Source organism: Stutzerimonas stutzeri (genome assembly GCF_013522825.1).
Classification (GTDB): Bacteria; Pseudomonadota; Gammaproteobacteria; order Pseudomonadales; family Pseudomonadaceae; genus Stutzerimonas; species Stutzerimonas stutzeri_AK.
In genome coordinates this window covers 1-21,764 of sequence record NZ_JAAMQZ010000041.1, presented here as the reverse complement: position 1 = coordinate 21,764, position 21,764 = coordinate 1, and the positions used below count along the sequence as shown (strand labels likewise).

The window sequence follows — 21,764 nt, the reverse complement described above, 5'->3', positions numbered from 1 at the left end:
TAGGAAGACTAGTTAAATGTTGAATATTACAACAACAACAACTCCTAGCGAACCTGCACGCACCCAAGCACTGGGTGGTGTGCTGCGTACGCGCTCGATGATCGCTACTGGTCTTGGCAACATACTTGAGTGGTTCGACTGGACCATTTACGCAATTTTTGCATCATATATTGCGAAGGCGATGTTCGATCCGAGCGACCCAAGCTCCGCGCTCCTTTTAACATTGGCTATATTTGCAGTTGGATTTATTTCTCGCCCCCTCGGCGGGATCGTTTTCGGTACTCTCGCGGATTCATACGGTCGCAAAAGCGTACTGCTGATATCTATGGTGCTGATGGGTATCGGGAGTCTTATTATTACCCTCGCGCCGTCATATGAATCAATTGGAGGCGTGGCATCTTTGATTATCCTGGCGGCCCGATTGCTCCAAGGTTTCGCTCACGGGGGAGAGGCCACGGCTTCGTACACATATTTAGCGGAAATTGCACCTAAAGAGCGACGCGGCTTGTGGTCAAGCAGCATGTACTTCAGCGCCGGGCTGGGAAGTCTTCTAGCGTCCCTCGTAGGCGCATTCCTTACAAATGCTATATCCGCTGAAGATATGAATGCGTGGGGCTGGCGGATTCCTTTCGCATTGGGCGCGTTCCTTACCATTGTTGTCCTTTTTTTAAGGAGAAACATGATGGAGAGCGAAGTGCTTGAGGATTTTGCAACCAAAGCTAACAGCTCACGGTTAGCAGCAGAAACACCTAGGGAATGGACTAGCAAGAAAATTTTTCTGCGGTCGGTGGGTATTTTCTTCTACCAAGCCGGGGTAGGGATACCATTCTATATCTGGACTGGGTATGCGCTCGTGATTGCAATAACCCAGAGGGGAATGAATCCAAGTGATGCATTTACCGCAACTGTCCTAGCTCAGCTTGTATATTTGATTGCAGTACCGTGTTGGGGATACGTGTCCGACAAAATTGGCCGCAAACCTGTAACGATATTTTACTTCCTTTCCGTTGCCCTCTTGAACTATCCGGCTATGGCTATGATAACGGATCAGGCTTGGACGTTATTTGTGGCACAGGGCGGTATGCTCGCTTTGGTCGCATGTATAGGCGGGACAATGCCAGCGACTATCACTGAGCAAATCCCCACGAAATACCGAGCACGGGTAATGGGCGTTTCATTGTCAATTGGCGTTGCAGTCTTCGGAGGCACGGCTCCCTACCTCAACTCATGGTTAACGGAATTAAGCTACGGGTGGGTATATCATTTATACGTAGTGGCCATGGTCTTAGTAGGGGCTGCTGTGGTGGCATGCTGGAAAGAGACCAAGGGCATTGATCTCCGTTATGTCGGTTAAATAATCAAACCAGATAACTTTTCAACCACGCATTTTCTGAACTGAATGAAAAATAAGCCAGCCAACCTTGGTTTGACACACATATATATACAGCCATATAATTACGCCAACGGCCGGCTTACGTCATATGGGGGAGGCCGGATTCGTGCAATGCGTTTCGTTCATCCCGGTAGGGATCGGAAATCAAATTAATAAGAGGGTAAGTGATGAGTATTGATAAGCGCGTCATTATTGTCGGCGGCGGCCCGGTAGGGCTGCTAACTGCCTTGGGATTAGGCAAGGCGGGTGCGAATGTAACGGTACTAGAAGCTGAGAGTCAGCCCAGTGATAGCCCACGCGCGCTTGTTTACCACTTCCCGGTTTTGCCTCATCTTAAACGTCTAGGAGTGCTCGACGACTGCATAGCAGCAGGGTTAATGAGGCAGAACTTTGCATGGCGTGTGCACTCAACTGGCGAAATGATTTTCTGGGATCTTAAATGCCTCGAATCTGAGGTCGAGTTGCCATATGCGCTTCATTTAGGACAGGACAAGCTTTCTAAGATATTGATTAACCATCTTAAAGCCCTCCCAAATGTGGAAGTTCGGTATTCATCGCCCGTTGTTGATTATAAGATTAGTTCCCATTCGGTTCAGGTTGTACTTGGTGGTCAGTTCGCTGGACAAGTTATTGAGGGTGGATGGCTGGTTGGTGCCGATGGCGCTAACAGTTTTGTTCGGCAACAGGTCATGAAGCAAAACTTCTTTGGCATAACATGGCCGCAGCGATACGTTGCAACAAATACAAAGTTTGATTTCGACAGTCTAGGTTTTGGTAAAACCACCATGCAGGTGGATGACGTCTACGGGTCAGTTATTTGCTGTATTGATAGTGATTCGCTATGGCGGGTCACTTTCATGGAGGATCCGAACTTACCCATGGATGGTATTTCAGACCGTATCGGTCAGATGTTCAACAAGCTTTTGCCGACTGACGATCCATATGAGGTGGTTGCCTATTCGCCGTACCGTATGCACCAGCGGGTTGCAGATACCATGCGCTTGGGTCGTGTTCTGTTAATTGGCGATGCAGCCCATTTGACTAATCCGACGGGAGGGCTTGGCCTAACGGGTGGTATGTTTGATGCGTTTGCGTTAACAGCTGCGCTAAATCAAATTATCCATGAAGGTCGTAGCGAAGAAGTCCTGGATGTTTTTGAAGCCGACCGTCGTAGAAAATTTATTGAGTTAGTTTCCCCGAGAGCCAGCGATAACCTTCGTAATTTGTATCACCAGAAGCAAGGTGTAGGCAAAGACGAGTGGGTGGACAACACTAGGGCTATCTCGAAAGATGTAGACAGAATGCGCGACGCACTCCGATTCCCAGAACACATGGAGACGTTCCTGTAATACGCGAAAGTTGATCGTGCCGGATTAGTGCTTTGCGGAACCCGGTCCGGCGCTATCGTTCGTTTTGGGTTTAGCGTCGCACAGTTCGTTGGCTGAGGGTGACAGACGGAAATGAACCTAGGCTCCGCTTAGCTTAGCTAAACTAAATCAAGTAATAGTGAGTAGGAGTGCTAGATATAATGCTAGACGAGCAGGCATTCAGAACCGCGCCGTCGACCAATCTTGAACTGGCCGACTTTGGTGGAATGTTTCTTACCAGTGCCCCGCTGTCGTGCAATGGTCGGAGTTTTCCAGGTATAAATGCTTACGTGCAATGGTTCAAACCTGTCAACCCTCATCCATTGTCTATTACGCTTGTACATGGTGGTGGTGGGCAAGGATCGGAATTTCTGACCACCCCTGACGGGCGCCCTGGGTGGGTACATGACTTTTTGAAAGCTGGCTTTTCGGTTTTTGTTCTAGACAGGCCGGGTCACGGCCGTAGTGGCTGGAATACTGATGTTTTAGGGCCCCATACACCTCATCCAGATTACGAAACTCTTTATCAAAGATTCGTCGATCCCAAAACTTTGGGTCTATGGGCACAAGCAGAAAGTCACGATCAATGGCCTGATCACGAGCCGCTTGCCGGTGATAGGTTCATGGCGAGCCAAGGTGTAATGGCCACAACCTTAACCGCAGCTCAACAACATGTAGAAGCGATTGCCCCGAAATTGTTTGAAGTCACCGGTGATACGATTTTGGTTTCGCATTCAGCAGGCGGGCCGTGTGGTTGGGCGCTGGCGGCTATCGGTGGGCATCGAGTCAAAGCCGTTGCTGCGGTAGAGCCGCTTGGATATCCGGGATTAGAGCATTCGTTTGGAGTATTTGATAACGGACTTTGCGCGGCGGAGCTGTCCGGTTCCCATGATCCTTTTGATAGGCCGATCTGCTTTGTGACAGGGCAGGCGACTTGGATGAGGGAAGCTAATAGTAAAGCTGTTAGTTATCTAAAAGATCTAAATTACGATGTCACTCATTTCCTTTTAGAGGAGCATGGGATTTTAGGGAACAATCACATGCTTATGTCAGAAAAAAACAGCAGTGACATCGCGCGCTTACTTGTTTCATGGTTTGAAGGGTCGGTAATGACAGCTCAATAGACAGTCGCTGCCAAGTACGAGAGCGATACTTTAGCTGTTTAGCGCTGCCGGTCGGTATACCGGATTAGCTAGCAGCTACAAAACGAACGGGCTCATTCTAACTCGCCGGTCATGCCTATAACACGTGCTGGGTTATTGGCGACTAAATTAAATGTTTTATAGAAAAGAGGGTTTCGATAATGACTATCATTCGTGTCGGGCAGATCGTACCTAGCTCCAACATCACTATGGAGACGGAGATACCTGCTTTGCTGAAGGCAAGGGAATTAATAGCTCCTGAGCGGTTCACGTTTCACTCCTCTCGCATGCGAATGAAACATGTAACGAAAGAAGAATTGGCGCGGATGGATGGGGACAGCGACCGTTGCGCGCTCGAGCTATCTGACGCGCGTGTCGATGTGATGGGTTATGCCTGTTTAGTCGCCATCATGTCCATGGGGCACGGTTATCATCGCGCTTCGGCCGAACGTCTCCAAACAGTCACTGCGCAGAACGATGCTAAAACGCCGGTTATTACCTCGGCGGGAGCGCTTGTGGATGGTATTCGTGCGCTTGGTGCCAAGCGCGTAGCAGTTGTAACGCCATATATGAAGCCGCTAACTGAGCTAGTCGTTGACTATATTCGGAACGAGGGCATCGAAGTTGGAGATTATCGGGCGCTAGAAATCTCCGACAATCTTGCAGTAGCCGCACACGATCCAATGAATCTTCCAGACATCGTGGCCAAGATGAGAACGGATGACGTTGACGCGATCGTTCTTTCCGCATGCGTTCAAATGCCGTCACTGTCAGCAATAACTATGGTTGAGGCCCAGACCAGAAAGCCGGTTGTTTCAGCTGCAGTCGCTACGACGTGGGCAATGTTGAAAGCATTGAACTTGCCCACACGAGTTCCAGGCGGTGGCGCCCTTTTGTCGGGGGCGTACTAATGGAAGGTTACAACGTACATGCCAATGGGATTCGGCAACACATCCTTCATTTTCCGGGAAATGGTGAGCCGCTTCTTTTGGTTCCTGGAATCACTTCGCCCGCGATCACTTGGGGATTCGTGGCAGAACGGCTGTCAAAGTTCTACGACGTGCATGTTCTCGACATTCGAGGCCGAGGATTGAGTGAAGCAGGCGACCTCGATTACTCCTTGGACGCGATGTCGGATGATGTTGTAGCCCTGGTCCAACGGATGGGGGGTACTGTTGTTGTGTTAGGGCACTCTATGGGAGCACGTATCGCGATCCGTGCAGCACGCAAGAATTCGCAGTTATTCTCGAAGCTAATTCTTGTAGATCCGCCTGTCTCTGGGCCAGGGAGACGGCAATATCCAGCAAAGTGGCCATGGTATGCCGACTCCATACGCTTAGCCCAAAAAGGCTGCTCTGTTGACGAGATGCGAGTCTTCTGCCCAACTTGGACAGATCAACAGATCCAACTCCGCGCGGAGTGGCTACACACTTGCCAATATACGGCCATCAAAACAGCCTTCGATGGTTTTCATACAGATGATATACACGCTGACTTGTTAGAGTTGACGCTTCCTATCCGACTGATTGTAGCTGGCGGAGCGGATGTTATCCGCGCGGAAGATATCGCTGAGTTCGAGAGTCTCGCACCACAGACCAAGACCTATACTGTTCAAAATGCCGGACACATGATTCCTTGGGACGATTTGGAAGGATTCCTCTGCGCTGTCACCGATGACGCAAAGGGGGCCTAGGATGGATCACCTAAGCTTCACAGAAATATGCCTACACCAACTCAGGATGTCGGGAGTTAGGAACGGCGAGCGTCTTATCGTTCTAACCCAAGGAAACGACCGTCTAGCTTATGCGGATGCGTTTATGTCTGCGGGGCGGCAGCTTGGTGCCGAGATGTTTCATATGCGACTGCCGGCGCCTTTACCTTCAGAAGGGTGGGCCGTAGGTGTCACTGGTTTGGCGGATATGCCTGGCGCTGTCGAAGCTTTGAAAAACTGCGACATGCTCATTGATTGCATATTTCTTCTTTTCTCGCCTGAGCAAATGGCAATTCAAGCAGCGGGAACTCGCATTCTCACTGCCGTGGAGCCACCTGAACTACTAGCGCGATTGCAACCATTTCCAGAACTCCGCGAGAAGGTGACTATTGCTGCGGAGTTGCTAGACCGAGCTAAGGTGATGCGAATCACATCGCCTTATGGTACGGATGTAACTTATAAATTAAACACATATCCCACCGTTGCGGAATACGCATGTACGGATACACCTGGACGCTGGGATCACTGGCCCTCAGGTTTCGTGTTTACGGGCGGCGACGACGATGGAGTAGACGGAACAATTGTCGTCGCGCCAGGCGATATCCTTTTGCCGCAGCTGCTTATGGTTAGGGAGCCGATTACATATACGATCGAGAAGGGGTGGATTACCGATATTCGCGGCGGTCTCGAGGCGGATATAGTCAGCGCGTACATGGATTCATTCAATGATCCACAGGGAAGGGGAATGAGTCATGTTGGTTGGGGCATGAATCCTTATGCAAGGTGGCATAACTTTGTGCCCGGCCAGTTCCCTGGCGGCATGGGGATGGAGGCGAGAAGTTTCTACGGCAATGTCATGTTCTCTACTGGTCCAAATAATGAACTTGGCGGGTTAAATGACACAGCCTGTCATCTCGATATTCCATTGCGAAATTGCTCGCTGTTCCTTGATGACGCGCCTGTTGTCATCGCTGGCGATATCGTAGTTAAGGAAATCCAACTCGACGCAAGATGAACGCTACAGAGCGGCCCTTGTATTAAGGAGAGAAAATGTCTCAGGCTAATATATATGATACTGCAGGATTCGGGCGGCCCGTACCTAGAGGGTCTCGACCAGCAATAATTGTAGTAGATTTCTCGTATGGGTTCACTGACGAGCAATATCCCACGGCGTTTAACGCCGCCGGCCAAATTGCGCGCACGAAAGAAATATGTGATTACGCCCGACAGCTGGGCTTTCCAGTTATTTTCACTACCATCGCTTACCATCCGGCAGAAGTGGCGGTACTTCCTTGGCTGAAAAAAGCGTCGGGCATGGCCAATTTGGTTTTGGGAACGCGCTTGGTGGAAATTGATGAAGCTACAGGGATTCAGCCATCGGATATGGTCGTTGTTAAAAAGGGCGCCTCGTCTTTCTTTGGGTCCACCTTAGCCACTCTCCTAGCCGGATCCGGCACGGATACTGTTGTGATAACCGGGGCCACAACTTCAGGCTGCGTACGCGCGACTGCCGTGGATGCCGTTCAATCTGGCTTTAATGTTCTTGTGCCAGCTGATTGCTGTGCTGACCGCGCCTCACCTCCGCACGATGCAGCTTTATATGACATACACCAGAAGTATGGCGATGTGACTGATTCCGGCGATATCTTGAGATGGCTGAGCTCGTTGCAAGCGTCAACTTCTCTTTTAGGCTAAAAACGCTGCCCAGTGATGATATCAAATCATCCTCCACGTTGTTCTGTTATTTGTCTAAAAGCAAATAGATGCCAACGAAACACGGTGATTATGGTTTGATGTTAGAGGCTAGGAGGTGCGATTAAAAATTGACTTATTGATTAGCTGAGTTGAGCGTAGCACCGTGCGCCATTTAAGAATTGTCACTACGCAGCGAAAGTGATCGAGCGGTTGGCGTCTGTGACAGGCTGCTGGTCAGATCGGGGGCCTAATAATCCCGCCTGGTCTCTATTAGGATTCCCCGAATTCGCCACCAAAATCTATAACCTCTAATCTGTAGAATCTTGGGAGCAACAAATGAATAAGAATACCTCCCTGTATAGTCAGCTCGCCGGAGCCGCACTCCTGATAATTCCGGTAGGCTTTAGCTATGCAAATAGTCAGTCCGAATCTGCTGGGTTCGTTGAAGATAGTCGCCTCACCTTGCTCTCTCGCAACTATTATTGGCACCAGACGGGAGACTTAGGGGCGCAACGCGATTGGACGCAAGGTGAAATGTTAGATTTCACGTCTGGTTTCACCAAGGGTGCTGTTGGCTTGGGCATCGATGCTTTTGCTTATGGTGCAGTGAAGCTTGATGGAAGCGGCAGTCGTACGGGCTCAATGACTCTGCCTTATCGAGGTAACGGCCAGCCTGCTGACAATTACGGTAAAGCAGGCGGAAGTGTAAAGGTTCGCCTTTCAAATACTACACTAAGGTATGGAGACCTGCAGCCGCAGGTCCCGGTCTTTGCTACTGGAAGCTATTATCAGCTTAACCAAACCGCAGTGGGCTGGATGATAGAAAGCGCTGACGTCGAAGGTTCGATTATTTCTGCGGGCCACTTTACGTCTGGAACTGGTTACCTTTCCACAAATCGAAATGGTGAGCTTGGATTGGCTTTCGCTGGAGTTAGTACCACCCAAGTTGACTATGTTGGAGGTACGTACGGTCTTAAAGATAATCTATCACTGTCTCTGTATGGTTCTCGGTATGAGGACGTGATGGCGCAGTACTATGCAGGCGTTAACTATGTACATGTGTTTTCTGATACTCAGGCGTTGACTTTCGATTTTAATATATATCGTAGCCTCGACTCAGGTCGGGAGAAAGCAGGCGAAATCAACGTGACAGCTGCATCGCTCTCCTCCGCATTTACGACAGGGGCGCACACGTTTGTCGTCGCGTTACAGCGTAATGATGGTGACCAACCTCATGACTATGCTGCGATAGGCAGCAGACAATCTGGTGTTGGAGCAGGAGTATATAGCGACGGGCTATACTTGGCGAACGCTGCTGAACTGTCGGACTTCAATGCTCCGAATGAGCGCTCAGTTCAGGTTCGCTACGAGCTAAACATGCAAAGCTTTGGAGTTTCAGGTTTGACGTTAATGGCTAGGCATATACGTGGCCATGGCATCGATGGTAGCAGTGTCAGCTCCGATTCGGCCTACTTCGGTCTTTATGGGGAGTCTGAGAAGGAGCGTGAGACTAATTTAAGCGCTCAGTATGTTGCCGAAAGCGGGCCGGTCAAAGATCTTACCGCTAGGCTGGTCCAATCTTGGCATTCGGGTGACGGTAGCACTGGCGGTGATCTTACCCAAACCCGCCTTATTATCTCCTACCCGCTTGAGATTTTCTGAGCACATGAATGCGGGCGTTTTCCTTAGAAAACGTTCCGTTTTTCGGATGTAAAGATGTTTTGTTATTCAGCGGGTGATAAGTTAAATACCAGCTGCTGTGGAGCGCTTATTTAAACGTTGCCTTCGGGTCATTTTATTTGGCTTGCAGGCGACGAGGCTCTTTAACGATTAAGTGGCTTCTTGAGAATAAGGAAGCCGGTAGCAAAGCGCGAGCTATCCCAACCAAACCGGTATAACTATCAACGCTTGGGCATATGTAGGCTTGGATGAGTTAGCTTGATCCTGCGCCTAAGTGGCAATTTGAAGAAAGTGTCTCAGATAAGAAATAATAAGGACGTAGCTTGCATATGACCCAGAAAATTCCTCGGACACGCGCCATACTTAGTCGACTAAAGTTTAGCCGTAAAATATTGGTGGCCGCGTCATCGGTGGTCATCGCCGCTTTCACTTTGTTTACTCTCTACAACGATTTTTTGCAACGCATGGTTATTCAGGCGAAGCTCGAGAACTACCTAGATGAGATGGGGGGCGTAGCCGCTAGCAACATTGCCAACTGGCTTGCTGGGCGTCTGGTTTTGCTAGAAAGCACAGCCCAGACCGTTGCCCGCGATAGTTCGAGTATAGAAGTTCAAGCGCTCGTTAAACAGCCAGCGCTCAACTCGGCTTTCGCTTTCACGTACCTTGGTAGGAGTGATGGAGAGCTGATTATTTTTCCATCCTTCAGCATGGAGGCTGGCTCTGATTATCGATTAGAGCCTTGGTACAAGCATGCGCTCGAGTCTGGAACGACTACTCTGACCGGACCATATCGTGATGGCTCGACTGGAGAGCTGGTCATTGCTGCGTCAACGCCTGCGCAAAGCGGAGCCGAGAGCCTCGGCGTGGTGGGCGGCGACATTAATCTTAAGGTGCTGGTGGATATCATCAACACACTGAACTTCGACGGAATGGGCTATGCATTCCTAGTTAGCAGCGAAGGCAAGATACTTGTGCACCCGGATCAGACCAAAGTTATGAAAACCTTGGCCGAGCTGTATCCTAACAATACGCCTTCGGTGACAAGTGGATTTATCGAGGCGGAGCTCGATGGACAGCAGCGCATCCTCAGCTTCAGCCCCGTCCAGGGCTTGCCTTCTGTGACTTGGTACGTAGGCATATCTGTGAGTAAGGAAAAAGCTTACGCGGCGCTTTCAGATTTCCGTATATCCGCATTCCTAGCTGCCCTGCTTGCAGTGGTGCTCGTCATAACGCTGCTAGGCATGCTGATAAAAATGTTGATGCGTCCCCTCACGGACATGAGCCAGGCGATGGCTAGCATTGCCGAAGGGGAGGGCGACCTCACTCGCCGCCTCGCCGTACATTCACAGGACGAGTTCGGAAAGCTGGCGTTGGACTTTAACCGCTTCGTCGGACGTATACACGAATCGATTCACGAAGTCTCCTCCACAACGTTGCAGGTAAACGAAGTGGCACAGCGAGTACTGGATGCCTCTAACTCATCGATGGCCAACTCTGACGAGCAGGCGAGCCGGGTAAACAGCGTCGCGGCAGCAGTCAACCAGCTCGGCGCAACTGCCCAGGAAATCGCCCGTAACGCAGCTGACGCTTCGCAGCGGGCCGGTGCTGCCAGCCATCAAGCCAAGGAGAGCCGCAAAGTTGTGCAGCATAATATCGACGCGATGAAGCTGCTCTCTACCAATATCAGCGCGTCTTGCGCCCAGCTTGAGGCCCTCAATAGTCAAACTGCCGAGATAGGTCATATTCTTGATGTAATCCAGGGAATCTCAGCTCAGACTAATTTGCTCGCGCTCAATGCTGCCATCGAAGCGGCCCGTGCCGGTGAAGCTGGGCGTGGCTTTGCAGTCGTGGCCGATGAGGTGCGCAGCTTGGCGCATCGTACCCAGGCCTCCGCTCACGAAATCCATGTAATGATCGAGAAACTTCAGGTCGGGGCACGGGATTCGGTATACCTAATGACTGAGAGCCGGCGTCAGAGCGACGAAAGCGCGTACATCGCCGATCAGGCCGGCGAGCGACTAGCCAGCGTGACCCAGAGCATTGCCGAGATCGACGCGATGAACCAGTCGGTGGCGGCGGCAACCGAGGAGCAGACCTCAGTAATCGAATCGCTAAATCAAGACATTACGGAGATAAACACGCTCAACCAAGTAGGCGTCCAAAATCTGCAGTCGACCCTGGGCGCCTGCGCTGATTTAAGGCAGCAATCCACTCGGCTCAAAGAGCTCGTGGGTGGCTTCCGGATTTAGCCTTGCCGCAATACGATGAACTAGGCCCGATATGGCTCGCCTCTGGCTCGATGTAACCTTGGCCAGGTTATTGAAGCGTGCGCGACAACGCACCGATGCTGCCGCTTGAACGCTGGGGTGCCGTCTAGTTCAACGAACGCAAGTAAGGCCGCCTGCTTAAAACTGCGGCTAAAGCCGCTCCAGGCGCGTATTCGCGATTCCGCCGCAGCGAAAGAGACATGGCTCACTCATGCGGTCGATAAACATAATCCTTACCAATCAAGACGCCGCAACCCCGCTGTCAGAAGAGACAGGTCCTTGCAGGGGCGACGTGCGAGCGGACCGTTCCCATCTAAGCTCATCATCCTTGGTCGAACGGCCATGCTGGATCGTCTCTAGGTGCCCAAGCAGTTGCGGCCTCGGTTGTGCGGGGGATGTTGATGCCTTGTTAACGCTAAATAACATCAATAGTGATCGAGCGTCTCTAACCTCAAAGCGCTTACCTAGCGAGGCCTGTATGCATGTGCTGACCGGGAACACGGATAACCTATCGGACAGTCTGAGCGGGTCGATACCTGCATGCATTTCAGTCTCGCTTGGCTGTCTCGTAAACTGACGGTTGGACCGAGCGTGCGCTTGCTGTAGATCGCTCACGCACGCTGATGCGGCGTCACATATTTGAGAGGCTGATGGCGAGGGCGATTTAATGAGCACGAAAGATTCAACACAAATATCTGAGACAGTCCTTAGCCCGTTTCGTGAGGTTGTAGAGCCTTATTTGGAGCGCCTTGGTATTGACCGGCTGGTACTAGACGACCCGGATGCCGAAATAACGGATCGTAAATTCGTTGAGCTTCTTGAGCTTATCTCTATTGAGGAAGATCAGTATATCGGACTGCACATGGCAATGAGGCTCAAGTGCAGTAATTGGGGGGTTTTCGGCCATGCAGTGCGCAATGCGCCAAATGTACTGTCCGCACTCAACGTCATGGCAGACTTCGTCAATGTTTTTTCCCAAGCAGTAGAAGAGCAACTTGTTCAAACTGAAGATGCTATTGGCCTCTCGTATCGTCTGAATGATTCTGGGATCACACATCGTCGTCAGGATTCAGAGTTTTCACTCGCTGCGATTACCTCCATGATTCGCGAGGCGACTGGGACGGATATCAAACCGCGATTGGTTCACTTCGAACACGCTGCGCCAAGATTCACTCGCGAGCATGAAGATTTTTTCGGTACTGCCCCAAAATTCAAGCAACCAATCAATGCAGTAATGTTTTGCCGCTCTGTCTTGGCCAAGCCAGTCGTGAATGCCGATCAGAGGCTGTACATGCTTTCTCTCCGTTACCTCAGTGAGCGCCTGGTGGAGCGGCGAGTCGAACATAGCGTTGCGGTAAAAATCAGCCAGATTGTGGGTCGTCAACTTCAGGCTGGTGTGCCGTCCCTGGCCCAAGTTGCCAGCGCTATGCATATGAGTGAGCGTACCCTGCAACGACGTTGCAATAACGAAGGTGTCGATTTCCTTCATCTAGTGGATCAGGTCCGTCACCAAGCAGCAGTCGATCTCCTTAGGAAAAATAACAGCTCGCTTACCGATATAGCGTCGGAGCTAGGTTATTCGCAGCTCAGTGCTTTTAGTCGCGCGTTCCGTCGCTGGACAGGATTGACGCCAAAGCAGTACCGGGATGTGTACTCTGAAGAGCTGCGCTAGCGGTTGCGGTGTCAAAATCCGGTAATAATGGCGTGTGCGGTTAAGTGAAATGGCGCGCTAGGTCAAACGTCGATGCCCATCGATGAGATAGGCTCTGAAACACAAAACAACAAAACAAAAGGGGTATGTGTAATGACCGTCACCAATCAACGCCTGCGGAAGTCATCTTTCTTTCAAAAATTCGGCACAGGTAGCAAGGTTTGCCTGATCGCCCTTATGTCTTTAGCTTCAACACAACTGCTTGCGGCAGAGCCCAAGCAAGCCTTTCACCTCAATCCTGAATTCGAGCAGCAATACGGTTTTTCAATTGCAGTCAAGGCGGGCGGGTTTCTTTATATCGGTGGCGTAACAGCCGTTGATAAAGAGGGAAATGAAGTATACGCCAATGATGCTAACAAGCAAATGCAGCTTATTTATGAGCGTCTGGGTGCGATCCTGGCCGCTCATGATGCAGACTTCAGTAACGTTGTTAGTGAAACTATCTATTATACCACCGATAATGAAAGTTACATTAAATCTCTAGACGTCAGAACTGCTGCGTATAAGGGCGTAATAGCACCAAGTGCATCTGGCGTCAGGGTTGCCGATTTCTTGAGCGACAAGACGCTTATAGAAATAACAGCTGTAGCTTATCTCGGCGAATAAGTGGGCTGCCAGTTTCATCGGTTCTGTAGATTCGCAACGATACTAAAGGTGTCAGACAATGGACGAAAAGAGAAACAACGGCCTTAGTCGCAGATCATTTATTGGAGGTGCGGCGGTAGTAACGGCCGGTGCTGCAGGGCTTGGGCTCATCGGATCTGCAAACGCTACCGAGAACGGAACTTCAAAGCGGGCTACCGGGTTTGATTACGATGTAATCGTGGTTGGTGGTGGCTTCGCTGGCGCGACTGCCGCGCGTGAATGTGGCCATCAAGGTTACAAAACGCTTTTGCTTGAAGCGCGATCTCGGCTCGGTGGACGTACGTTCACGTCTCATTTTGCCGGGCAAGAAATTGAGTTTGGCGGGGCTTGGGTTCATTGGCTACAACCTCATGTGTGGTCTGAGATGCAACGCTACGGTTTGGGTGTTGTTGAAGACCCCCTAACCAACCTGGATAAAACGTTAGTTATGTACAACGACGGAAGCGTAGAAGACCTTCCGCCCGAGGTCTTCGGTACGAACATCCAAGTTGCCTTCGAGAAGATGTGTCACGACGCCTGGGAGGCATTTCCGCGGCCACATGAGCCGATGTTTACGGAGCGTGCCCGCAAGCTAGACAAAATGTCCGTCTTGGACCGTATAAACCAGTTGGAGCTAACTCGAGCCCAGCGGGCTGAGCTTAACAGCTACATGGCTCTGTATGGGGGGGAAACCACGGATAAATATGGGCTTCCGGGAGTTTTGAAGTTATTTGCATGCGGCGGTTGGAATTACAACGCGTTCATGGACACGGAGACCCACTATCGAATTGAGGGAGGTACAATCGGTCTGATAAACGCAATGCTCGCCGATAGTGGCGCGGAGGTTCGACTGAACATGCCAGTTATTTCAGTCGAACAGCTAAATGGCGGAGTTCGTGTTGAAACTGATGACGGCGAAACCATTACCGCCGGTACAATCATCATGACGGTTCCACTCAATACATATCGGCACATCAATTTCACGCCGGCACTATCGGAGGGGAAGCAGCGATTTATTCAAGAAGGGCAGCTCAGCAAAGGCGCTAAGCTTTACGTTCATGTCAAAGAAAACCTCGGCCGGGTTTTTGCTTTCGCTGATGAACAACAGCCGCTTAACTGGGTCCAGACTCACGATTACGGCGATGAGTTGGGGACAATACTGTCGATTACCATCGCGCGCGCAGAAACAATCGACGTGAATGATCGTGATGCTGTTACTAGGGAAATCCGGAAACTGTTTCCCGGCGTGGAAGTTCTAGGAATAGCTGCCTACGATTGGACTGCGGATCCGTTTTCATTGGGCGCATGGGCCGCCTATGGTGTCGGCCAACTGAGTCGATTGACAGACTTGCAGCAACCTGAAGGGCGCATTTTATTCGCGGGCGCGGAAACAAGTAACGGCTGGCACGCCAACATCGATGGCGCGGTGGAGAGTGGTCTCCGCGCCGGACGCGAAGCGAAAGAAATATTAGGTTAGCCAACGTTATAACTGGATTAAGTGATCATGATAAAACAAAAGTTTCAAGCCGTGTTGTTGTGCCTGGGGGCGCTGTTTTTTGGGGCTACTTCTTCTGTCGCTACAGCCAGTGAAAATTGCAATCCAGATAATGGTAAAAAGATCTTTCAGACATGCGCGGTTTGTCACAGCAATGACAATACAGGGAAACACGGACCTGCGGCGCCGAATCTTCACGGTGTGGTTGGCCGGGAGGTTGGCAAAGTGCCGGGTTATAAGTTTTCTTCCGCACTGCGTAAGTCGGGCGACACTTGGACCGTAGAACATCTTGATGCGTTTCTTAACAGTCCAATGGGGGTCTATCCGCTTACCCGAATGGCGTTTTCCGGCCTGAAGAATGAACAAGATCGGCGCGACGTAATATGCATGCTGAATCAGACGTCCAACTAGCCGGTCGTCCAAGCGACGGCTTGTAAAATAAGAAAGGGGTAAAGATAACATGGCTAACGATAAGGGTGATATAAGCAAGGACGGTGTATCGCGACGCAAATTTCTTGGCGGTGCCGTTATTGGTGCTGCTGCTGCAGGCGTTGGCTCTCAGATCCTATCACTGTCCGCTACGGCACAGGGGGCGGATAAAGAAAGAGTTGGTCCGCTGCAAAGCAACGTAGATTACGATGCCGTCGTGATCGGAGGTGGGTTTGCGGGGGTAACGGCTGCAAGGGAGTTGAGCCGATCCGGCTTGAAAACATTAGTGCTTGAGGGCCGGAGTCGCCTAGGTGGCCGCACGTTTACGTCTAAGCTCGATGGTGAGAAGGTGGAGCTTGGAGGTACTTGGGTACACTGGACCCAGCCTAATGTGTGGACTGAGGTCATGCATTATGGATTAGAAATCGAGGAAACCGTCGGTCTCGCTAGTCCTGAAACTGTTATTTGGGTTACTGATAATCAGGTGAAGCGAGCGCCGGCGGCAGAGGCGTTCGAAATATTTGGCGCCGCTTGTACTGAATATTACAAAGAAGCGCACAACATCTACCCACGTCCCTTCGATCCTTTCTTTGCAAAAAAAGCGCTCCAGGAGATGGATGGGTTGTCAGCTTCTGAGTACTTAAATAAACTGTCCCTAACCCGCGAGCAAAAAGACATGATGGATTCATGGCTTAGCGGTAATGGACATAACTACCCAGAGACGATCGCTTATAGCGAGATTATGCGCTGGTTTGCACTCAGCAACTTCAACATGCCCACTATGTTCGACTCAATTGCCAGATATAAAATTAAGTCAGGTACCGTGAGTCTTCTGGAGGCCATGGTTGCTGAAAGTGATATGGAAATTCAGCTTTCAACGCCTGTGCTAAAAGTTAAGCAAGACAGTCATAGGGTACTTATCACCACTGAAGAGGGCACAATTGCGGCATCGGCAGTTGTCATGGCAGTGCCTTTAAACACGATGGGTGACGTTGAGTACAGTCCGCGTCTCTCTGATGCAAAGTCAGAAATTGCCTCCCAAGGCCATGCGGGTAAGGGTGTTAAGGGTTACATTCGTATAAAGCAAGATGTAGGTAACGTAATGACCTATGCGCCCGCTAGAAACGATGTAACGCCTTTCACTTCGGTGTTTACGGACCACGTCGGTGAGAACGGTACATTGCTTATCGCATTTTCCGCCGATCCTAAACTGGTAGACATTAACGATAGCAAAGCGGTCGAAAAGGCCCTGCATCCCCTTCTTCCAGGCGTGGAGGTAACGTCCAGCTATGGCTACGACTGGAATCTCGATCCCTTTTCTAAGGGCACTTGGTGCACTTATCGTCCGGGTCAGACAACCCGCTATTTAACCGAGCTGCAGAAGCGCGAAGGCCGGCTCTTCTTCGCCGGTTCCGACATGGCTAATGGCTGGCGTGGTTTTATAGACGGCGCGATAGAGAGCGGTCGCGAGGTCGGGTATCAGGTTGCTAGCTATCTCAAGGGGAAAAATAGCAATGCGTGATTACCGAGAGTTCTATATAGACGGACAATGGGTGAGGCCGAAAGGCGCACGTGAAGCGGAAGTCATCAATCCCGCAACTGAAAAAATTGTTGGGTTAATCTCCTTGGGCACCGAGGAGCATGTCGATCTGGCAGTGCGAGCTGCTCGACGAGCTTTTGACGGCTGGTCCCGTACATCAAAAGATCAACGTCTTGAGCTACTAGAACAAGTATGCCGAGCATTTGAATCCAAACTCGATGAGCTCGCCAAGGCTATCACTGAGGAAATGGGTGCTCCGCTGGTTCAGTTGGCCCTCCCCCTACAGGCGCCGGCCGGTCTGGGGCATTTCCTCACGGCGGCGTCCATACTGCGGGATTACGATTTTGAGGAGTCCCTCGGAACGACTCGTGTGGTACGTGAGCCAGCTGGCGTTTGTGGCTTGATAACACCCTGGAACTGGCCATTAAACCAGATCGCTGCCAAAGTGGCGCCCGCGTTGGCAGCCGGATGTACGATGGTGTTAAAGCCAAGTGAGATTGCTCCGTTCTCAGCTTATCTTCTTGCGAGAATCTTCGATGAAGTTGGAGTTCCGCCTGGGGTCTTCAACCTAGTCAACGGCGACGGCCCTGGCGTGGGCGCTCCCCTAGCCGCCCATCCTGAGGTGGACTTGGTTTCCTTCACCGGTTCCACCCGAGCAGGTACCCTCGTTTCGACAGCTGCGGCTCCGACTGTCAAGCGCGTCGCCCTTGAGTTGGGTGGTAAGTCCGCCAATATCATTTTGGATGACGCTGATCTGGAGACTGCAGTTAAGCACGGTGTGCGCACTATGATGCTTAACACGGGGCAAAGCTGTAATGCTCCATCTCGTATGTTGGTACCTCTTTCGAAGCTAGACGAGGTCGAACATTTAGCCGAACATTTCTGTAAAGAAATTGTGGTCGGTGATCCGATGCATTCGGATACGAACATCGGGCCTCTGGCTAGCGGAATGCAGTATGAAAAAGTGCAGGACTGCATTCGGCAGGGCGTGGCCGAAGGAGCCAAGCTGATTTGCGGTGGTTTGGGGCGTCCAGATGGACTTGAGTCTGGCTATTTTGCGCAGCCTACAATCTTCAGCGCTGTTAATAAGCAGATGTATATAGCCAGGGAAGAAATTTTCGGACCCGTCTTATGCATCATGCCTTACCGCGATGAGAATGAGGCGATCCAGATAGCTAATGACAGCTGCTACGGTCTTTCTGGGTACGTCAGTTCCGGAAGCCTTGAGCGCGCTCGGAACGTCGCTAAACAACTACGCACCGGCGCCGTACATCTCAATGGGGCGGCACTCGACTTCACCGCACCGTTTGGCGGTTATAAGCAGTCTGGTAATGGCCGAGAGTGGGGGAAGTACGGTTTTGAGGAGTTCCTTGAGATAAAGGCAGTGATGGGTTATGAGGGGTCGTAGAAATCATCTTTACAGGCTTTCCTTATCGAGCGTCACCCAGGGTTATTCGCCCCTCTGTTCCGTCTCGGCTAGCGCTTGGCTACATGGTTGATAATAGATTGTCGCCTAACAACAGATAGATTATAGCGCTGAAGTTTGCGCACTTTATTAACTAGGGTTAAATCAGCTCCGTTGCTTTTGGGTTGATTTCGGCACGATGAATCCACACACCAAGAGGAAAACGTAATGTCATCTGAAAAGCGAAACTTAGAGCAAGCGACTTCTAAGTTTGTTGATGCGAACAACAAAGCTGATTTGGACGCAGCCATGAATTTTTTTACCGATGATGCGGTTTTCGAAGATATCTATGGTGGGCGCCACTCTGGGGTTACGGCTATCCGCAATGCGCTCCAACCATTTTTTGATGGAACATTTGGCAGGGTGCAATACGTTGGCGAAGACCTATTCATTGACGAACAAGCAGGTAAAGTAATGGTTAGTTGGCGCTGCAACCTTGAATTAGGCGGCAAGCCAGCGTATCTCCGGGGTTTGGATCTGCTTCATTTTAACAACGGTAAACTTGTTGCGAAGCTGGCTTACGGGAAGGCCAGCGAAGCTCTGTTCGAGCATTAATTCGGGCAGGCTTGCCCTGAGCCTATCGTGGCCCTCGCTAACTATCGATACTCTTGGCTACGGTATATGCTCAAGTGTTTGCGCCGTCTTAGCATTGGCGTCTGTTAATCTTGGACACTCGTCGGCTCCGCTGATGATACCCATAATGAGTCATGCTACTCCGTAGCAACAGGAGGATGTGTTTCGCCCCCGGTAGCCTGATACTCGACAACATAACAACCAAAGCCGCTTCGAGCTTAAGCGCATCCCCGCTCGCGCGCTACTGATGAGTCTGCTAGCGATTGAACAGACTAGGCATGGCTACCGCGACGGAAATGTGCTGCCTAGTTGCATCGTCTGTAACAGAAGCCTCGATGGCTTGTACTGTAGCGGTTCGGTTTGCCTGCCCCTTACCCACTAGGCGTGTCCCTGCGCGCCGTGGTGGGAGAATAGCAACACCAGCAAACCGGCTGTCGGGGGGATACGCCGACGGATTGTTTAGTTGACGATTTGCTCGAAATCCCTAGTTGCGAGGGCAGGCGAGCCTGGCGAAACCGGAACTGGAGGCTAAATGCAGGATGAAATGTACTACTACGAGCCTGCCCGGGGCCATGGTCTGCGTCATGATCCGTTCAGTGCTATTGTGGGGCCGCGGCCCATAGGATGGATCTCATCGAAAGATGACGAAGGGCGGCTTAACCTGGCCCCCTATAGCTTTTTCAATGCATTCAATTACGTCCCGCCGATTATTGGCTTTTCAAGCATTGGACGTAAGGACAGCCTCGCGAACATCGAAGAAACTGGCGAGTTCGCTTGGAATTTGGCGACCCGTTCGCTGGCGGAGGCCATGAATCAGAGCTGCGTAGCCGTGGCGCCCGATGTTGACGAGTTCGTTCTAAGCGGGCTCACACCAACGTCCTCCCGACTGATTTCAGCGCCCCGGGTGCTGGAAAGCCCTGTTTCTTTCGAATGTCGGGTTTGCCAAATCGTACAGCTGCAGCGAGCAGATAACGTATTAGTGCAAAGCTGGCTGGTCCTTGGCGAGGTAATTGGCGTACACATTGAGCAATCTTTGTTAAAGGATGGCATTTATGACACCGTGGCGGCCGAGCCCATCCTGCGCGGCGGCGGCTCGGGGGATTACTTCCAGCTAGGGCCAGAAACCTTGTTCAAGATGCGGCGACCTAAGATCGGTTAGTGCAAGCAATGCTATGCAATCCAGAGCGGAGCAGGCCGGTTCTACCTGGCAGTGCTGTGCTGCTTGCTTCTACTTTTTTGTTCCTAGCGGTGAGAAGTGTAGTGGTCAACTAATCCCGGACATTGCAGCTCGCCGAGCTGGCCGAGCGCAGGCTTGCGGCGTACACCGGAGTTCCTGTGGTATTGAAGCATGAAGACTTTGCGACCTGTGGGCGTTACCTCTACCGCTTGGGCACGGAGGGACAAAACTAAGGACCGACCGATTTCGCGAGTAATCCAGTCATCGAGAGGCTGGTACAGGGATGGCGCTGCGGAGTGTTTGTCAGTCAGAGAGGTGTGTACTTTCCTGACATATGAAGTGGTGGGTTCGCAGAATGGGAGGTGACCAAGCGGCGGCCGTTGCATAGAAACGTCGCGCATCCCGCAGAGGAAGCGGACGTGAGCAGGCTTCTTCCGCTTTGCCAGAGGTAGCCATGCATAGCATCGAAATTAGAGCTAGCCATTTACCTGCGGCAAATGAAGAAAGCTGCCTTTTTTGACAACAATGGCAGCCGCTTCGCGAAGGCAGTTGATCATTTTGGTCTTATTGCTCGGTCTCGCTCCACATTCGTTTCGCTTACCTGCAAACGCCCAAAATGCTCAACTGCCCCATACTTGAAGGTTTCAAGTATGGGGCGCGGGGGCATACTTGAAGGAACGCTTCGCTGCTTCAAGTATGCCCCCGCAATTTTGTTGTCAAATCATAGCCGCCAGGCGTTGCCTGGCCGAAATGGCGATTGTGCACAGACGTGAGCTGCGGCATTCGCGGGCGCTGCCGCCCCGGCCTCAATCATAAGCCCGATCACCGCGGCAAACTTGTCTTACGACCGCCATGTCACATGACTCGAGTGCTGCAGTCTCGCCTTGTCACTCGTAGGGCTTGCGGCAGCTATTGAGTGTCGATGATGCGGCGGGTGACCATGCCGCGTGTCTGTCGCAGAGAGGTATGACGCGGTGTCCGGTCTGATGCCAAAGGGGCCATGCTTCAAGTGCTATTTGTGTGGCAGCAGCCGACTGTCACGGAATTCGCGTCGCAGCGGGTGCAAATTCTTCGGTGGAAGAGCGCTCAGCGATTGGGTGTTCCAACGGTCGCCGCAAGTGATACCCGCAGTCGCGTAAATATACGGTTTCTTTCCTGTTGTGTTCAGAACCAAAAAGGCCGCAGATTAGCTGCGGCCTTTTATTCATCCTGTCTCATAACCATCTCCAAGCGATGATCGTTCGCGCTCTATGCGTTAGTGAAGCTGCAGCTTACTTTTCCTCCCGCGCTTTCCGCGTCCCGCCTGGCTATGGAGCAGCATTTTAAAATGTTCCCAGCGAATCTCGTCGGTCTGGATGTTGTAAGTCAGGCTGCGGATTCCACGGTCATCTGGCCACCCATTCCATGAGCATCTGACCACCGATTCCACGCTGATCCGGCCACCCATTCCACGCGCATCCGGCCACTGATTCCACGGCCATCCGGCCACTCAACC

17 protein-coding genes are annotated in these 21,764 nt (G+C 51.4%); all 17 read left to right on the top strand.

Annotation, left to right across the window (positions count from 1 at the left end; all coding sequences use genetic code 11):
* Positions 1-16: 16 nt before the first annotated feature.
* The 17 genes from G7020_RS20075 (at position 17) to G7020_RS19995 (ending at position 20,251) form a co-directional block, all read left to right on the top strand.
* Positions 17-1,354, top strand: a complete 1,338-nt coding sequence (locus G7020_RS20075; protein ID WP_181086766.1) for an MFS transporter — start codon at positions 17-19, stop codon at positions 1,352-1,354.
* 206 nt (positions 1,355-1,560) lie between these two features.
* Positions 1,561-2,742 (top strand): 6-hydroxy-3-succinoylpyridine 3-monooxygenase HspB, encoded by a 1,182-nt coding sequence (hspB, locus tag G7020_RS20070; protein WP_064613869.1) that lies wholly within the window; start codon positions 1,561-1,563, stop codon positions 2,740-2,742.
* A gap of 179 nt (positions 2,743-2,921) precedes the next feature.
* Positions 2,922-3,884 carry an alpha/beta fold hydrolase gene (locus tag G7020_RS20065; protein ID WP_181086765.1) on the top strand — a complete coding sequence of 321 codons (963 nt, stop codon included), beginning with the start codon at positions 2,922-2,924 and terminating at the stop codon, positions 3,882-3,884.
* Between the two features lie 227 nt (positions 3,885-4,111).
* Positions 4,112-4,813: a maleate cis-trans isomerase family protein gene (locus G7020_RS20060; protein WP_181086777.1), complete on the top strand. Its 702-nt coding sequence runs from the start codon at positions 4,112-4,114 to the stop codon at positions 4,811-4,813.
* Complete coding sequence (locus G7020_RS20055; protein WP_181086764.1) at positions 4,813-5,595, top strand: alpha/beta fold hydrolase; 783 nt, start codon at positions 4,813-4,815, stop codon at positions 5,593-5,595. The genes G7020_RS20060 and G7020_RS20055 overlap by 1 nt, the downstream gene beginning before the upstream one ends.
* Position 5,596: 1 nt before the next feature.
* The gene (locus G7020_RS20050) at positions 5,597-6,628 is read left to right on the top strand and encodes a leucyl aminopeptidase (RefSeq protein WP_181086763.1); all 1,032 of its coding nucleotides are present in this window, start codon (positions 5,597-5,599) and stop codon (positions 6,626-6,628) included.
* Positions 6,629-6,663: 35 nt separating this feature from the next.
* A complete protein-coding gene (locus G7020_RS20045; protein ID WP_181086762.1) occupies positions 6,664-7,308 on the top strand; it encodes an isochorismatase family protein in 645 nt (214 codons plus the stop codon).
* Positions 7,309-7,644: 336 nt separating this feature from the next.
* Positions 7,645-8,970, top strand: a complete 1,326-nt coding sequence (locus G7020_RS20040) for an OprD family outer membrane porin (RefSeq protein WP_181086761.1) — start codon at positions 7,645-7,647, stop codon at positions 8,968-8,970.
* Between the two features lie 377 nt (positions 8,971-9,347).
* The gene (locus tag G7020_RS20035; RefSeq protein ID WP_181086776.1) at positions 9,348-11,237 is read left to right on the top strand and encodes a methyl-accepting chemotaxis protein; all 1,890 of its coding nucleotides are present in this window, start codon (positions 9,348-9,350) and stop codon (positions 11,235-11,237) included.
* A gap of 685 nt (positions 11,238-11,922) precedes the next feature.
* Positions 11,923-12,927, top strand: a complete 1,005-nt coding sequence (gene qhpR / locus G7020_RS20030) for an AraC-like transcriptional regulator QhpR (protein ID WP_181086760.1) — start codon at positions 11,923-11,925, stop codon at positions 12,925-12,927.
* Positions 12,928-13,059: 132 nt separating this feature from the next.
* Positions 13,060-13,572 carry a RidA family protein gene (locus G7020_RS20025; protein WP_181086759.1) on the top strand — a complete coding sequence of 171 codons (513 nt, stop codon included), beginning with the start codon at positions 13,060-13,062 and terminating at the stop codon, positions 13,570-13,572.
* 58 nt (positions 13,573-13,630) lie between these two features.
* Positions 13,631-15,067, top strand: a complete 1,437-nt coding sequence (locus tag G7020_RS20020; protein ID WP_181086758.1) for a flavin monoamine oxidase family protein — start codon at positions 13,631-13,633, stop codon at positions 15,065-15,067.
* Between the two features lie 27 nt (positions 15,068-15,094).
* Positions 15,095-15,496 (top strand): c-type cytochrome, encoded by a 402-nt coding sequence (locus tag G7020_RS20015; RefSeq protein WP_082916852.1) that lies wholly within the window; start codon positions 15,095-15,097, stop codon positions 15,494-15,496.
* A 49-nt stretch (positions 15,497-15,545) separates the two neighbouring features.
* Positions 15,546-17,036, top strand: a complete 1,491-nt coding sequence (locus G7020_RS20010; protein ID WP_082916851.1) for a flavin monoamine oxidase family protein — start codon at positions 15,546-15,548, stop codon at positions 17,034-17,036.
* Positions 17,029-18,462 (top strand): aldehyde dehydrogenase family protein, encoded by a 1,434-nt coding sequence (locus tag G7020_RS20005; protein ID WP_181086757.1) that lies wholly within the window; start codon positions 17,029-17,031, stop codon positions 18,460-18,462. The genes G7020_RS20010 and G7020_RS20005 overlap by 8 nt, the downstream gene beginning before the upstream one ends.
* Before the next feature lie 225 nt (positions 18,463-18,687).
* Positions 18,688-19,074, top strand: a complete 387-nt coding sequence (locus tag G7020_RS20000) for a nuclear transport factor 2 family protein (RefSeq protein WP_181086756.1) — start codon at positions 18,688-18,690, stop codon at positions 19,072-19,074.
* 550 nt (positions 19,075-19,624) lie between these two features.
* Positions 19,625-20,251, top strand: a complete 627-nt coding sequence (locus tag G7020_RS19995; RefSeq protein WP_181086755.1) for a flavin reductase family protein — start codon at positions 19,625-19,627, stop codon at positions 20,249-20,251.
* Positions 20,252-21,764 lie beyond the last annotated feature (1,513 nt).

What these genes read in the sequence shown, in the direction of transcription:
- G7020_RS20060 (WP_181086777.1), top strand. Translation starts at nt 4,112, where the DNA reads ATGGAGACGGAGATACCTGCTTTGCTGAAGGCAAGGGAATTAATAGCT.
- G7020_RS20050 (WP_181086763.1), top strand. Translation starts at nt 5,597, where the DNA reads ATGGATCACCTAAGCTTCACAGAAATATGCCTACACCAACTCAGGATG.
- qhpR (WP_181086760.1), top strand. Translation starts at nt 11,923, where the DNA reads ATGAGCACGAAAGATTCAACACAAATATCTGAGACAGTCCTTAGCCCG.
- hspB (WP_064613869.1), top strand. Translation starts at nt 1,561, where the DNA reads ATGAGTATTGATAAGCGCGTCATTATTGTCGGCGGCGGCCCGGTAGGG.
- G7020_RS20015 (WP_082916852.1), top strand. Translation starts at nt 15,095, where the DNA reads ATGATAAAACAAAAGTTTCAAGCCGTGTTGTTGTGCCTGGGGGCGCTG.
- G7020_RS20020 (WP_181086758.1), top strand. Translation starts at nt 13,631, where the DNA reads ATGGACGAAAAGAGAAACAACGGCCTTAGTCGCAGATCATTTATTGGA.
- G7020_RS20045 (WP_181086762.1), top strand. Translation starts at nt 6,664, where the DNA reads ATGTCTCAGGCTAATATATATGATACTGCAGGATTCGGGCGGCCCGTA.
- G7020_RS20025 (WP_181086759.1), top strand. Translation starts at nt 13,060, where the DNA reads ATGACCGTCACCAATCAACGCCTGCGGAAGTCATCTTTCTTTCAAAAA.
- G7020_RS20055 (WP_181086764.1), top strand. Translation starts at nt 4,813, where the DNA reads ATGGAAGGTTACAACGTACATGCCAATGGGATTCGGCAACACATCCTT.
- G7020_RS20040 (WP_181086761.1), top strand. Translation starts at nt 7,645, where the DNA reads ATGAATAAGAATACCTCCCTGTATAGTCAGCTCGCCGGAGCCGCACTC.
- G7020_RS20075 (WP_181086766.1), top strand. Translation starts at nt 17, where the DNA reads ATGTTGAATATTACAACAACAACAACTCCTAGCGAACCTGCACGCACC.
- G7020_RS20010 (WP_082916851.1), top strand. Translation starts at nt 15,546, where the DNA reads ATGGCTAACGATAAGGGTGATATAAGCAAGGACGGTGTATCGCGACGC.
- G7020_RS20000 (WP_181086756.1), top strand. Translation starts at nt 18,688, where the DNA reads ATGTCATCTGAAAAGCGAAACTTAGAGCAAGCGACTTCTAAGTTTGTT.
- G7020_RS20065 (WP_181086765.1), top strand. Translation starts at nt 2,922, where the DNA reads ATGCTAGACGAGCAGGCATTCAGAACCGCGCCGTCGACCAATCTTGAA.
- G7020_RS19995 (WP_181086755.1), top strand. Translation starts at nt 19,625, where the DNA reads ATGCAGGATGAAATGTACTACTACGAGCCTGCCCGGGGCCATGGTCTG.
- G7020_RS20005 (WP_181086757.1), top strand. Translation starts at nt 17,029, where the DNA reads ATGCGTGATTACCGAGAGTTCTATATAGACGGACAATGGGTGAGGCCG.